This is a genomic window from Algoriphagus sp. 10J20-15, from assembly GCF_055809615.1.
Genome location: NZ_JBVVUG010000048.1, coordinates 188,932 through 203,141 on the forward strand (window position 1 = coordinate 188,932; position 14,210 = coordinate 203,141).

11 protein-coding genes and 1 pseudogene are annotated in these 14,210 nt (G+C 40.2%); 7 read left to right on the forward strand and 5 right to left on the reverse strand.

The annotated features are described in order from the left end of the window. Nucleotides 1–9 precede the first annotated feature (9 nt). Entirely contained in the window at nucleotides 10–858 is an 849-nt protein-coding gene (gene panC / locus AC0L6R_RS23540; RefSeq protein WP_473273382.1) for a pantoate--beta-alanine ligase, read from the reverse strand. A gap of 130 nt (nucleotides 859–988) precedes the next feature. On the opposite strand from panC, the gene AC0L6R_RS23545 reads away from it, so the two are divergent. From AC0L6R_RS23545 to glmS, 3 genes are all read left to right on the forward strand, one after another. Further along, on the forward strand, nucleotides 989–1,807 hold the full coding sequence (locus AC0L6R_RS23545; RefSeq protein WP_111609750.1) for a glycogen/starch synthase: 819 nt from the start codon (nucleotides 989–991) through the stop codon (nucleotides 1,805–1,807). Further along, nucleotides 1,728–3,137, forward strand: a complete 1,410-nt coding sequence (locus tag AC0L6R_RS23550) for a DUF4270 family protein (protein WP_283412036.1) — start codon at nucleotides 1,728–1,730, stop codon at nucleotides 3,135–3,137. Before AC0L6R_RS23545 ends, AC0L6R_RS23550 begins: the two co-directional genes overlap by 80 nt. Before the next feature lie 120 nt (nucleotides 3,138–3,257). Beyond that, entirely contained in the window at nucleotides 3,258–5,099 is a 1,842-nt protein-coding gene (gene glmS / locus AC0L6R_RS23555; protein ID WP_283412035.1) for a glutamine--fructose-6-phosphate transaminase (isomerizing), read from the forward strand. A 31-nt stretch (nucleotides 5,100–5,130) separates the two neighbouring features. On the opposite strand, the gene AC0L6R_RS23560 is transcribed toward glmS, so the two are convergent. Then, nucleotides 5,131–5,355: a Kazal-type serine protease inhibitor family protein gene (locus AC0L6R_RS23560; protein WP_283412034.1), complete on the reverse strand. Its 225-nt coding sequence runs from the start codon at nucleotides 5,353–5,355 to the stop codon at nucleotides 5,131–5,133. A gap of 114 nt (nucleotides 5,356–5,469) precedes the next feature. Here AC0L6R_RS23560 and prfA point away from each other — a divergent pair, with 114 nt between their 5' ends. Both prfA and AC0L6R_RS23570 read left to right on the forward strand, forming a co-directional pair. After that, on the forward strand, nucleotides 5,470–6,549 hold the full coding sequence (gene prfA / locus AC0L6R_RS23565; RefSeq protein ID WP_283412033.1) for a peptide chain release factor 1: 1,080 nt from the start codon (nucleotides 5,470–5,472) through the stop codon (nucleotides 6,547–6,549). Nucleotides 6,550–6,633: 84 nt separating this feature from the next. Further along, a complete protein-coding gene (locus tag AC0L6R_RS23570) occupies nucleotides 6,634–7,158 on the forward strand; it encodes a GNAT family N-acetyltransferase (protein ID WP_283412032.1) in 525 nt (174 codons plus the stop codon). Nucleotides 7,159–7,177: 19 nt separating this feature from the next. Here AC0L6R_RS23570 and AC0L6R_RS23575 read toward each other — a convergent pair whose 3' ends face one another. The 3 genes and pseudogenes from AC0L6R_RS23575 to AC0L6R_RS23585 all read right to left on the reverse strand — a co-directional run bounded on the left by AC0L6R_RS23575 (nucleotide 7,178) and on the right by AC0L6R_RS23585 (nucleotide 9,914). Next, on the reverse strand, nucleotides 7,178–7,498 hold the full coding sequence (locus AC0L6R_RS23575; protein ID WP_473273383.1) for a T9SS type A sorting domain-containing protein: 321 nt from the start codon (nucleotides 7,496–7,498) through the stop codon (nucleotides 7,178–7,180). A 9-nt stretch (nucleotides 7,499–7,507) separates the two neighbouring features. After that, a pseudogene (locus AC0L6R_RS23580) lies at nucleotides 7,508–7,696 on the reverse strand (hypothetical protein); the annotation flags it as partial. Then, a complete protein-coding gene (locus AC0L6R_RS23585; RefSeq protein WP_473273384.1) occupies nucleotides 7,659–9,914 on the reverse strand; it encodes a YCF48-related protein in 2,256 nt (751 codons plus the stop codon). The pseudogene AC0L6R_RS23580 and the gene AC0L6R_RS23585, both read right to left, overlap by 38 nt. A 226-nt stretch (nucleotides 9,915–10,140) precedes the next feature. Here AC0L6R_RS23585 and AC0L6R_RS23590 point away from each other — a divergent pair, with 226 nt between their 5' ends. Next, a complete protein-coding gene (locus AC0L6R_RS23590) occupies nucleotides 10,141–10,794 on the forward strand; it encodes a Tll0287-like domain-containing protein (protein WP_473273385.1) in 654 nt (217 codons plus the stop codon). Nucleotides 10,795–11,052: 258 nt separating this feature from the next. Next, on the forward strand, nucleotides 11,053–14,205 hold the full coding sequence (locus tag AC0L6R_RS23595; RefSeq protein ID WP_473273386.1) for a SusC/RagA family TonB-linked outer membrane protein: 3,153 nt from the start codon (nucleotides 11,053–11,055) through the stop codon (nucleotides 14,203–14,205). Nucleotides 14,206–14,210 lie beyond the last annotated feature (5 nt).

Below are 14,210 nucleotides of genomic sequence, written 5' to 3' on the forward strand. Positions count from 1 at the left end.
GCCGCAAAATTAAGGAATTATTGGAAGGTTGTCGATTAATCTGATTTTTCCTAGATAGGCCGCAATACAAATTGAAGACTTTTGTTTTGCATCAAACGCTGAATATCTTGTAAAACTCTCAGGATGAATCAGTTCGAAATATTCCAAACTAGCCAAAGGCATTTCCTCAAAATCGTGATTGATTTGATTCTGGACCTCAAACCATGGCTTACTAGCTAAAAGTTCCTGCTTTGCCTTTTCCAAACTGTTAATTAAAATCAATGCTTGCTTTCTTTCTTCGGAGGAAAGACGCAGATTTCTAGATGACATGGCCAGTCCATCATTCTCTCTTTTGGTAGGCACTATTACCAACTGGACATCCATTGACAAGTCTTTGACTAATCGCTTAATGATTCCTGTTTGCTGTAAATCTTTCTGACCAAAGAAGGCTTTATGAGGCCGGATTAAATTAAATAATTTGGAAACAATAATCCCGACTCCGTTAAAGTGGCCTGGCCGAAAAGCACCTTCCAAGACATTCTCCAGGTCCCCAAAATTAATGCTCAGTTCAGGTTTTTCAGGATAAATTGTTTCTGTTTTTGGCAGGAAAACAAAGTCCACATTTTCTTTCCTAAGTTTATCAAAATCTTCGTTTATCGTAGTTGGATAATTGTCATAATCTTCCTGATTATTGAATTGTGTAGGGTTTACAAAGATGGAAACGACTACAATATCCGTTTCTGACTTGGCTTTTCTTACTAAGTCGAGATGGCCTTCATGAAGTGCCCCCATCGTTGGGACCAAACCTATTGTTTTATCGCTTTTAAGGGAATTAAGCCAGTATTTTTGCCAATCGGCGCCAGTATAGACTATATGCACTGGAAGAGGGTTTAGTATGGGTAAATAGGGGCAAATGTATATTATTATTCAACAAAACAAGGCTATTAAGGCTTTTTTTATTATCTTTGCGCAGTTGTTTTTTCACCTTCAACATTAAAATCCAATAAACATGTCCAAATTACGTATCCTCTACGTTGCCAGTGAAATCAACCCTTTTCTCCAAACATCAGAAGTCGCCAATTTCTTAAGATCCCTTCCTCAAGCTATGCAAGAGCGTGGAATGGAGATTAGAATTTTGGTTCCAAGATTCGGCCTGATCAACGAGCGAAAGAATAGACTTCACGAGGTAGTGAGATTGTCAGGAATTAATATTGCGGTAGGAGAAGAGGAAAAACCTTTGGTGATTAAAGTAGCTTCCATTCCAAATGCAAAACTTCAAGTTTACTTCATAGACAACGAAGATTATTTCCAGCGGAAGCATGTATTCCATGACAAGCAGCAAAAGTTCTATGAGGACAATGATGAGCGAGCTATTTTCTTCTGCAAAGGCGTAATTGAAACAGTGAAAAAACTTGGTTGGGCCCCGGATATCGTGCATTGTAACGACTGGATGACCAGCTTGATCCCGATGTATTTGAAGACCACTTACAAGAGCGAGCCTTTATTTAAAGACACGAAGTCTGTATTTGCGATCTACAACAACGGATTTTCTCATACCTTTGGCGATGATTTGTTAAACAAGGTTAAGATGGTGGATATAGATGACGCTATTTTAGCACCTTTGAAGAGCAAAGACTTTACAGGATTTATCAAGATGGGCATGGAGTATGCTGACTTGGTAGTCAAAGGCGGTGAAGTTTCCGCAGAATTAAACCAACTAATCGAGGATTTCTCAAAAGACAAGAAGTTTGACATCAGCATTGAAGCAGAATCAGAAGCACAAGCTCACGAAGAGCTGTTCGATATTTACACGAATCTCGCCGGTTAATCTGGCTTTTGGCGCAATCGCGTCCCTTATCCTTATTAGTTCATGTAGTGACCCTGCCACTGTAGGCATTGAGCTTGCTCCCGGAAACAACCAAATCGGTGTTGTTTTCGAGGAGTTTGAGCTTCCTGCTACGGTAGTATTACTGGATTCTTTTAATACTACAAATCAGTCTGTACTGGTAGTAGGAGAAGAGGAAGATGATTTCTTTGGTAAAACCTCTGGAACCGGCTATTCTAGATTGTACATTAATTCATCTGCTGATAGACCAGAAATGGACGCTATTCTGGATTCTATTCATTTTGATCTCAATATTTTGAGTGTAGATGGAGCTAACTTAGATGAACCGAAATATTTCTCCATCCATAAGCTAACTGAGCCAATATTGGATACGCTGTATTACAATTTTGATGAGCTTTCCTATGAGGCTAGCCCGTTTTCATCTGGAGAAATTGTATTTGGAGAGGCGACAGATTCCCTTGCGTCTTTTCAAGTGGAAGAACCTTTTGCAGAAGAAATTTTCAGCAAAATGAAAACTGGTGTTGAATTCAATGATCTCTTTAGCTTCCGTGACTATTTCCCAGGAATAGCTGTAAAAGCTAGAAAAGGAGACAATTCTTCGATAGGAGTGGGTGTGGGTAGTTCTACTGGACTGAAGATTTACTACCACTATGATGGAGATACTACTTCTACCCTTTATAATATTACCACAGCCTCTTCCAGAAGCTTCAACGGAGTGAAAAGTGATCGAAGCGGCACACCAACTTCCTCAGTTACTGAAACAAAAACCGCTTACAATATTGGCCCTTTAGTGGGAATAAAATCAAATCTTGGGATGGTTATCAAATTGGATACCAGTCCGTTTGATGAGTTTTTGGATACACTTTCAGGAGTAACTTTCAATCAGGTACTTCTTGAACTTGGAGAAATTGAGCCGTTTGCCGATGAGCAAAGTCAGCCAACTTATTTATCAATTTATTTTACTGACAATACCAATGATTTTCTAGAGAACAGCTCTGGGAATTATTATACCGTACAGGCAGAAGGTCAGCCTCAGGTATTTACAAATGAAAACGGAGATCAAACATTAAATGTAAATGCTCCGGCAAGGGTTTTTTATGATACTGAGTCCAAACAATATAGTGAGCTAATCACCTCACATGTGAATGCGTTATTTAGAGGTGATCTCACAAGGAAAGATTGGCTAATTTATGGAGGTTATATAAGCGGAAAACTTAACACCAGTAGTGATCCATTTAGAAAATCGTTAAGCCAGTTTGTAGTAAACAACAATAAAATAAAGGTTAAAGTGATTTACTCTAGATCCAGGTAGCAGAGGTATTTTAATAAAGAACACTCAATCCACTTTCTAATTTACAGGAAGTGGATTTTTTTTATGGCACGAAAGCTGTTTCTTTGTCGAAGTTCAAACAAACAGAAAGAATTTTTATTTATGTGTGGAATTGTAGCCTACGTAGGACAGCAAGAAGCTTTACCTATTATTATCAAAGGACTTAAAAGATTAGAATATCGGGGCTACGATAGCTCAGGTGTTGCACTATTAGATGATAAAGGCCTTACTGTCTATAAAAAGAAGGGTAAAGTAGCTCAATTAGAAAAAGTTCTACACAGCTCCTCCAATTTAGAATCCAAAATTGGAATTGGCCATACGCGCTGGGCTACTCACGGAGAGCCTAATGATGTAAATGCTCACCCACACTGCGGATCTTCACAAAAAATTGCAATGATTCATAATGGAATCATTGAAAACTACGAGGTTCTAAAGAAAGACTTGTCCAAAAAAGGATACACCTTCCAATCAGATACAGATACTGAAGTATTTATTAAGTTTATTGAAGACATTCAATTAAACAATCATTGTAGCCTAGAGGAGGCTCTTAGACTTGCGCTTCACAAAGTAGTCGGGGCATATGCGATTGTACTAATCAATCAGGATGAGCCCGACACACTTATTGCAGCAAGAAAAGGTTCCCCCTTGGTAATTGGGGTAGGTGAAGATGAATATTTCTTAGCATCAGATGCTACCCCAATAGTGGAGTACACGAACAAAGTGATTTATCTGGATGATTTTGAAATCGCAGTAATCCGTAATAATCGCCTTCTTATAAAGAATATAGAGAATGTAGAAACCAATCCTTACATCAATAAACTGGAAATGGAGCTGGAAGCCATCGAAAAAGGTGGATACGAGCATTTCATGATGAAGGAGATCTATGAGCAACCCAAGTCAATCGCGGATTGCTTAAGAGGTCGCTTGGATGCTAAAGCAGGGCGTTTAGTGCTTGGAGGTTTGCGGGATTATATGAATAAATTCCAAAACGCTGAGCGGATTATCATCACTGCCTGCGGTACTTCTTGGCATGCTGGACTAGTCGCTGAATATTTATTCGAGGAATTTGCCCGAGTACCTGTCGAAGTGGAATATGCTTCAGAATTCAGGTATAGAAATCCAGTTATAGGAGAAAAAGACTTTGTAATTGCGATCTCTCAATCTGGGGAGACAGCAGATACTTTGGCCGCAATTGAGCTTGCCAAATCAAAAGGAGCCACAATTTTTGGAGTTTGTAACGTAGTAGGCTCATCCATTCCTAGAGCTACCCATGCAGGTTGCTATACTCACGCCGGACCTGAGATTGGCGTAGCTTCCACCAAAGCTTTTACCGCTCAGATTTCTATTTTAGCTATGATGGCGCTTAAACTTGGCTATCAAAGAGGTACGTTAACAGAGAGCAAATACATTCAGCTTCTATACGAACTTGAGGCAATTCCAGGAAAAGTTGAGCAAGCGTTAAAATCTAATGAGGCAATCAAATATATCGCAGAGGAATACAAGGATGTGAGAAATGCACTTTACCTAGGTAGAGGGTATAATTTCCCGGTAGCGCTAGAAGGAGCGTTAAAGCTGAAAGAAATATCTTATATCCATGCAGAAGGATATCCAGCAGCAGAAATGAAACATGGGCCGATCGCCTTAATTGATGAGGAAATGCCAGTTTTCTTCATAGCAACTAAGGATAGTTCCTATGAAAAAGTGGTAAGCAACATCCAAGAAGTGAAAGCTCGAAAAGGAAAAGTGATCGCAGTTGTTACCGAAGGAGATACGCAGGTAAAAGCCATTGCTGATCATGTGATTGAAATTCCTGAAACTCACGAGGCCTTTGCTCCTCTAGTGGCTGTGGTTCCTCTTCAGCTACTTTCTTATCACATAGCAGTGATGAGAGGTTGTAACGTAGATCAGCCTAGGAATTTGGCTAAATCTGTAACTGTAGAATAACATAAAAGGCTGTCCAATCGGACAGCCTTCTTTAATTACATGCACCTAAAGTCCAAGAAGTAACACCTGCCATATCAGCAGCGCAAGCATTCCCATAGGTTTTGCCATCACATCCACAAACTGGAACATATTCCAAAGTGCAAGGCCCTTCCCTAATTTTGTCTTTGTCAATGCAGCTCTTATTAGGCTCTTCCTTTTCACAAGCCATGGTAAAAAGGGAAATTATTAAAATGAGTAAAACCGGAACCTGTTTCATAGCTCTGAGACGATTTGGTAGTATAAAACGCTACTCCTTTTCAAATTTATTACTTAGGATGTATTTTCTGCCTCCGGATAAATTTGCCTACTTTTGCGCAGCGAAAAAAATACTATGCTAGACAAATTACAATCAATCAAAGAACGTTTCGAAGAAGTAGGTCAATTGATCATTATGCCTGAGTCTATGGCCGATATGAGCAAGTACACCAAACTAACCAAGGAATATAAGGACTTGGAAAAAATTGTAAATGTCTACAATGAATACAGCTTAGTACTGCAAAATATTGCTAGTTCAAAGGAGCTATTGGATAAGGAAAAAGATCCTGATTTCAGAGAAATGGCCAAAGCAGAGCTAGACGAATTACGACCAAAGAAAGAAGAGCTTGAGAATGAATTGAAGCAGCTTTTAATACCTAAGGATCCCAATGATGCGAAAGATTGTATCCTTGAGATTAGAGGTGGTGCCGGAGGTGATGAAGCATCCATTTTTGCTGGCGATTTATTCCGTATGTACGAGCGCTTCTGCGAAATGCAAAATTTAAAGCTGACCGTATTGGATTTGACTTTTGGCTCTGCTGGAGGATACAAAGAAATCATCGCCACCATCTCAGGCGGAGATGACGTATATGGGCGGATGAAGTACGAATCTGGAGTGCACAGAGTACAACGCGTACCGGCTACGGAATCCCAAGGGAGAGTTCATACTTCGGCAGCATCTGTGGCGGTTTTACCAGAGATGGATGAAGTAGAAGTAAATATCGACATGAATGATGTCCGAAAGGATACATACTGTTCTTCTGGCCCTGGTGGACAATCAGTGAACACTACCTACTCCGCTGTTCGTTTAACCCACGAACCATCAGGATTGATTGTAACCTGTCAGGATGAAAAGTCCCAGATCAAAAACTTCGAGAAAGCACTGAAAGTATTGAGATCAAGGCTATATGAAATTGAGCTTGCCAAACACAACGATGCAGTAGGGGCACAGCGTAAATCTATGGTTGGCTCCGGGGACAGATCGGACAAGATCAGAACCTACAACTACCCTCAATCAAGAGTTACGGATCATAGAATCAATAAAACTGTGTATAACCTCCCCGAGGTAATGGATGGACATATTGAGGATTTTATATCCGCTCTGCGATTTGCAGAAAATCTTGATCGAATGAATACCAGCGGATTAGAAGATTAGGCTTAAGAATTGTATAAATTACTCTTGAATTTTATTGATTCTGCGATTAGCCTATTATCTTGAAGAATTAACCATCAGACTTTTATGATTATCACCGGAGAAAGAGAAATAAGATTAGTGACCTGGAATGAGGCTCATTTTCACCAACTCTATCCTTTGGCCAATAATCCCAAGATTGCAATGAATCTGAAGGACAGTTATCCTCAGCCTTATACGATTCATGATGCTCGTCACTGGATAGAGCACAATCAAAAATATAACCCTCCACAAAATTTTGCTGTGGAGTTTGAAGGAAGGCTAGCTGGATCAGTGGGATCAGATAGAGGGAAAGATGAGCTCCGCACCAATATGGAATTAGGATTCTGGGTAGGTGAGCCTTTTTGGGGAAAGGGAATCGCTACTGAAGCTGTAAAACTTTACACTAAGTACATTTTTGAGAAGTTTGACATTGAGCGAATCTTTGCTCAAGTCTATGATTTCAATGGCCAATCCATGAATGTATTGGAGAAAGCCGGATATTTCCCTGAGGCTATCTTGAAAAAAGCATTCGTGAAAAACTCCACTGTGGGGGATATTTTCCAATATGTTAACATTCGCGGAGAGCAATAATTTTCGGCCTTTAGCCCAATTAATTAACAATCACTTTCCTGATTACTACACTTGATTCAGTATGGAGCTGGATCAAATTCATTCCCCTAGGCAGATTTTCCAGCGTGATTTCCTTTGTGCCATTTGCTAAATCGATTGATTGGATGATTTGTCCAAAGGCATTTATGACTTGGATGCTCTTATAATTACCAGCTCCCAATTGCACTTTAATTGCTCCTGAAGAAGGATTTGGGAAAATGTTTACATTCAAATCCTCTTTCTCCGGCAAGGCAGTAATCACATTTACATTGACATTTAAGATTCTGGCTACTCCATTATTGCATGCATTTTCAGGAGTCACACTAAGCTGAAAATCTCCTTCCTTTTCCCAAAGGACAGTAACTTTTTCAGTTCCTTGCCCTTGCAGAATTGATCCTCCTTCATTTGAAATACTCCATTTGAAATTTACAGATTCCTGAATTGGAACAGAATATTCTACTTGCCAAAGCCCAGTTTGTATCTCACCTTGTATTTCTCCGGGCTGATTCTGGCGGAATATTTACGCTTATAGGCTTTTCCACTGGATCAGCCTTTCCACATTGATTTTCTTGGATCAAAGCTATCCTTTGACTTCCGGAAGTATTCCATTTTACATGAATTTGAGAAGTACCTTGCCCTTGAGTAATTTCCCCTCCGTTTATCTCCCATGTATAAGTTATACCCGGTTGATTTGGGACAGAGTAAAGCTCGACATCTTCCATACAAACAGAGCCATTTCCTGATATCTGAATAGTTGATGTTGGACTAGCAGACACAATAACTTCCAGAGAAGATGTACTTCCATTTCCGCAAAAATTCTCCATGCTCACAAATACCCCATTTCTTCCAGGTGTATTCCACAACACCTCTATCTCAGAGGTACCTTGACCTGAAATAATTTCTCCTCCATCTACACGCCAGACGAGTTGGGCGCCGGGAATAGCAGCATCTGTTATCGCATATTGCCCTATCGTTTGGCAAAGTTGACCTTCTCCGATAATCTCCGAAAGATCGGTAGGTTGAATACATTCATACCTCAAAATTGTCCCATCATCTCCCACGGCAAAGGCAACAGTCGGAGTTCCTACACTTACTCCGGAAAGGTTTCGACCTGTACCTGTTGGAATTTGTATCCAAGATTCTCCTCCGTCTTTTGTCTGCAAAATCAAGCCATTTTCTCCTGATATAAATCCCAGGTATTTATCCCAAAAGTCTACTGAAGTGAAATTCTCAGTATAGGGAACATCAATCTTTCGCCAGGTTTTTGCCATATCCTCAGACTTGAGAATAACCCCAGCATCGCCTACTATTATGGCAGTGGAAGAATCTAATTTTGAAAGCGCATTTAAATTTTCTGATGTCAACTTTGGAAGATTTTCCCAAGTATTTCCTCCATTTGTCCAGCTGATTTGCCCATTATCACCCATGGCAAACCCTACCTGATAATCAAAATAAGTAACGTCTCGTAAGTTTTCAGTGGTGTTCGTTTGAATTCCAGCTGCATCCCAAGTTCCGCCGGAGTCAAATGATCTGGCTATATAGCCATTGGTACCGGTGACATATAAAACAGAGGGGGCGAATAGGTAAAATCCAGTAATGGTTTCTGCAGTTTGAGCTGGCACAGGAACCCAAGTAGATCCGCTGTTTGATGTTCTGAATATTTTACCTGCGTTTGACCCTACATAGCCAAAAGAGTTATTCCAGTAATCTAATCCCACCAAATCTAGAGGCTCATTAATTGGTCTGGAAACAACAGTGGTGGCTCCATTGGAGGTCACATAAACGGCACCTTGCTGGCCGATAATGTGTCCTACCCGATCTGTTTTAAAATCAATTCCAGAGAAATCATTTCGGATACCTGCCAGTCGCTGGGTATAGCTACTTCCGGCATTAGTTGAAGAAATCATGTAGCCATCCTGTCCAACTGCATATACTAGATTGCTAGCAGGCTTAAAATGTAAACCTTTGACATTTCTGATGTTCGTGGTGCCTAGATTTGCTTTTCCAAATGTTGCTCCAGAATTAGTAGAACGGAGCGCGGTGGCCGAACCCCCTACAATTGCAACAATACGATTATCTAAAGGGCTAATAGCGACTTTCTTCAAATCAGTGGTTACTGGCGAATTTTGAGGCACCCAGTTTTCTCCACCATCCAAAGTCTTCAGAATAATTCCAGCGTCTCCGACGGCATAGCCTATTAAAGGTGTGGAAAAAACAATTCCTTGTAGATTTGAGGAGAGGCCAGAATTCAATGTGGACCATTGGCTACCTCCATTATATGTTCTCAAAATCACACCCTGATCCCCGGCTATATAGGCAGTGTCAGTATTGACAAAGCTGAGGTCATTCAAGCTCTGGGTAGTCCCAGAAGTTTGCTGTGCCCAAGTTTCTCCTTTATTGTTAGAGACGAGAATTTGGCCCCCTTCGGAAATTGCGAGTATTTTATTCTCAGAAGCTATTTCTACATTTTTCAAGGATTGTGTAATTCCTGATGGAATTGAAGCCCAAGAATTTCCAGCGTCTTGAGTTTTCAGAATTAAGCCATTCTCTCCCACTGCAACTCCTGTACTTTCATCCCAAAAGGCTACATCAAGAAGTTTTCCCTCATAACTTACCTGCAATTCTTGCCAAGTAGTACCGCCATCTGCTGTTTTAATTATCAGGTTTTCACCAACGCTGTACCCTACATTTTCATCCACCCAGATAATGGCTTCAAGGTCAAGGCCCCAGCTTTGCATTCTGGCCCAAGTTTGGGAAAAAAGCTGCGTGCTAAGCAGCATCCCTAAAAAAAACAGACCTACGATTTTTTGCATCTTCATAATTGAATAAAACAAAAATAAGTTATTTAAAGTCTTCTCAAAGTGATCCTTGCCACTTGGACGAATTAACTTGGAGGGTTTCTGGCAGCTTAAATAAAAAGCCAATAATGATTAGTAAATTTATCTCCCTATACTACTCAATCTCATGAAGCATTTCCCATATTTTCTTTTGGCCATTGTTTTTCTGGTTTCCTGTGGCCCTCGAGAGCGTATTTCCAAAGAGGTATTTGACAAAGTGAATAATTCAATGGAAGCAAAAAAACTTTCAGAAGCCCAAATTACGCAAGAAGCATTGATTTGGGGAGACTCCATAAGTACCGTAGCGCAACAACAATTAATGTCCAGCCTACACAAAGCAGTTGAAGAAAAAGGGTTTGGAGGTGCTATTAGTTTTTGTAATGTAAATGCAGCGCCGATTGTCAGCGAGCTAAGTGAGAAATATGGTGTGCAAATCCGTAGAACTTCTTTCCGTGCAAGGAATCAAGCTAACCTGCCAACAGCAGAGGAATCTCAAATCCTAGATGCATATCAATATAATGTAGAAAACAGCAGAGAAAATGAGCCGAATATTCAAAAAATTGAAGGCGGAGATATTTTACTTTATACTAAGGCAATTGTTATCCCTTCGGAATTTTGTTTGGCATGCCATGGCGAGGTGAAGAATGATATAGAAGTAGAGCTTTTAGATAAAATAGATTCTCTTTATCCGAATGATTTGGCAAGAGGTTTTGGACTGGGACAATTGAGAGGAATGTGGTCTTTAAAAATTCCTAAAAAAGCTGTAGTCAACCGATTGTAGAAATCACTTTTAGAAATCGATTGCATCCTAATCCAGGGCTATTTTTAGGGGGTGGCTAGCATTATGTCTTTCAGTTGACATATAGCTATTATACAACTTTTCACCAAATAACACAATATTGAGCTGTTAAGACTATAGTTGAGGCCCAATTGAGTCAAAATTCAGTCAATTATTAGCAAAAAACAGCTTGCTTTTGCCAAAGCATAGGCGGAAATTGAATTGTTAAATTTTATTAATTAATAATAAACCCCTATGCCAATGAGAAACTTTACTCATTTAAAGCTATTTAGTCTGACAATCATTTTTTGTCTAGGGCTACTTAGCACTGCATTCGCACAGACCCGGGAGGTGTCTGGTGTGGTAATTTCAGGAGAGGATAATTTACCTCTGCCTGGTGCCTCTGTTCTTGTCAAAGGCACAACAAACGGTACCGTCACTGATATTGACGGTAAATTCACTCTTACTGTATCAGGTCCTTCTGATATTCTGGTTTTATCTTTTATTGGTTTCACCAATATGGAAGTTCCCGTAGGAGACAGATCTACTTTTGATCTAACCTTGATGCCTGACACAAAATCCTTGGAAGAGGTTATCGTGGTAGGTTATGGTGAGCAGAAAAAGGAAACTATTACAGGTTCAGTAGCCACGGTAAAAGGTAAGGAGCTCGTGAAATCTCCTGCCATGAACTTATCTAACTCAATCGCTGGTCGTATGGCTGGTGTGGTAGCTGTAAACAGAAGCGGTGAAGCAGGTTATGATGGATCAGGCATTAGAATTCGTGGTTCCAATACCTTAGGTAACAACAATGCCTTGGTAGTAATCGATGGTATTCCAGCAAGAGCTGGTGGTTTGGAGCGCTTGAATCCAAATGACATCGAGAATATCTCCGTATTGAAGGATGCATCCGCGGCGATCTACGGATCAAGAGCAGCAAATGGTGTAATTCTAGTAACAACCAAGAGAGGTACTACTGGTGCTCCAGAATTGACATTCCAAGTAAACCAGGGATTTGCTCAGCCAGCATTACTTCCAGGGCTATTAAATGCTGCTGAGTATGCTAATGCATTGAATGAAATCAATATCTACGAACTCCCAACGAGTGAGTGGGCAGCTGCAAATCAAGCTTATAAGCAAAATGGAGAATACACCAGACCAAATGGTCAGGTAAGAACTGCTCCTTATTCGCCTGATGAATTAGAGTTGTATAGAAACGGTACTGACCCATGGAATTATCCTAACACCGATTGGTATGGTGAAACACTTAAAAATTGGTCTCCTCAAAGCAGATACAATCTACAGTTGGTAGGTGGTAGCGAAAATGTTAAATACTTGACTTCTTTGGGCTACCAAAATCAAGATGCATACTATAAAGATGCCGCTACCGGCTACAAGCAATATGATTTCCGTATCAACCTAGATGCTAATATCAATAAGTATATGAAAGTTGGTTTGGGAATCTTAGCTAGAGAGGAATTTAGGTTTTTCCCTACTGTAGGGGCCGGAGCGATCTTCCGTATGCAAATGAGAGGTAAGCCAAATCAGCCTGCTTACTGGCCAAATGGCAAACCAGGACCAGATATTGAAAATGGTCAAAACCCAGTGGTGATTACTACTAACCAAACTGGATATGATAATGATAAGCGTGATTATATTCAGACCACGGGTACCTTGGAAATCAAAATTCCTGGAGTTGAAGGATTGAAATTTACTGGTACTGCAGCCATTGATAAATATATACAGACCACTAAAAGATGGCAAATTCCTTGGACTTTGTACCAAAAAGGAAATGGCTTCGAGGCAGATGGCGTAACTCCAGTATTGGTTCCGAGTAAAAGAGGTCCAGCTGAGCCAAATCTAAATGAGTCTAATTCAAATCAACTGAATATCCTTTTAGGAGGTGTCTTGAATTACGATAAGACTTTTAATGACGTGCATACCATTAATTTGGTTGCTGGTGTGAACCGCGAAACAATTGAAGGAAATAACTTCAGTGCTTACAGAAGGTTCTTCATCTCCACAGCAATTGATCAACTATTTGCTGGTGGCGATCTTCAAAAAGATAATAGTGGCGGAGCTTTCAATAGAGCACGTCTGAACTACTTCGGTAGAGTGGCATATAACTACAAGGAAAAGTATCTAGCCGAGTTTCTTTGGAGATATGATGGTTCGTACATCTTCCCTGAAGACACCCGATTTGGTTTCTTTCCTGGCTTAATGCTCGGATGGGTTGTTTCTGAAGAAAATTTCTGGAAAAATTCTCTAGGAAAAACCTTTGATTTCTTCAAGGTTAGAGGTTCTTGGGGTCAGCTAGGAAACGATCAGATTGGTGAATATCAATTCTTGTCAACTTATGGCTTTAGCTCTTATATAGTTGGTGGTGCTGAAACTAAAACTCTCTATGAAACAAGAGTTCCTAACCAAGCAATTACTTGGGAAGTAGCTAACAACTCTAACTTAGGTTTTGAAGGTCAGTTCCTTCAAGGAAAAATATTCTTCGAGTTTGATTTGTTCTACAACAAGCGTACGAATATCCTTTGGCAGAGAAATGCATCCGTCCCTCAGACAACAGGTCTTTCTTTACCTGCTGAGAATATTGGAGAAGTGGAAAACAAAGGATTTGACTTGAATCTGGGTATTAGAGGAGGAAAAGGTGAGTTCCAGTATACTGCAAGTGTAAATGGAGGCTATGCTAAGAATTCAATTTTGTTCTGGGATGAGTCTCCAGGAGCGCCTGAGTGGCAACAATCCACTGGCAGACCCATGGGCACAGCCCTAGTTTATCAGTACGATGGTGTCTTCCCAGATCAGCAATCCATTGATTCGGAGACTTTAGATTATTCTGCTATCACAGGCAATCTAAGACCGGGTGATATGAAATATAAGGATTACAATGGTGATGGAAAAATTACTCCTGATGATAGAGTACGATTGGATAATAATACAATCCCACTGTTTCAAGGTGGAATTAACTTAGGAGCAAACTGGAAAGGCTTTGATCTAGCGATTCTATTCCAAGGCTCTTTAGGAGCAAGACAGTATATAAGCGCTGGTGAGTCTGGAAACATTGGTAACTACCTATCCGATATCTATGATGGAAGATGGACAATCGACAATCCAAGCAGCACAGAGCCAAGACTTGCCAACAGAAATGATCAGTATTGGTCTGGAGGTAATGATTATTGGTTTAGACCATCTGACTACTTGAGATTGAAAAACGTAGAGATAGGCTATAATATTCCTGCTACTCTTACAGAGAAAATAGGAATCAAAAATGCTCGTTTATATGTAAATGGACTGAACTTAATCACCTGGAGTAAGACGAAAGTGTATGATCCAGAGTCAGATGCTTCTACAGGACAGTATTATCCTCAAGCAAGAGTAATCAATACAGGTCTTTCTGTTTCATTTTAAATAAC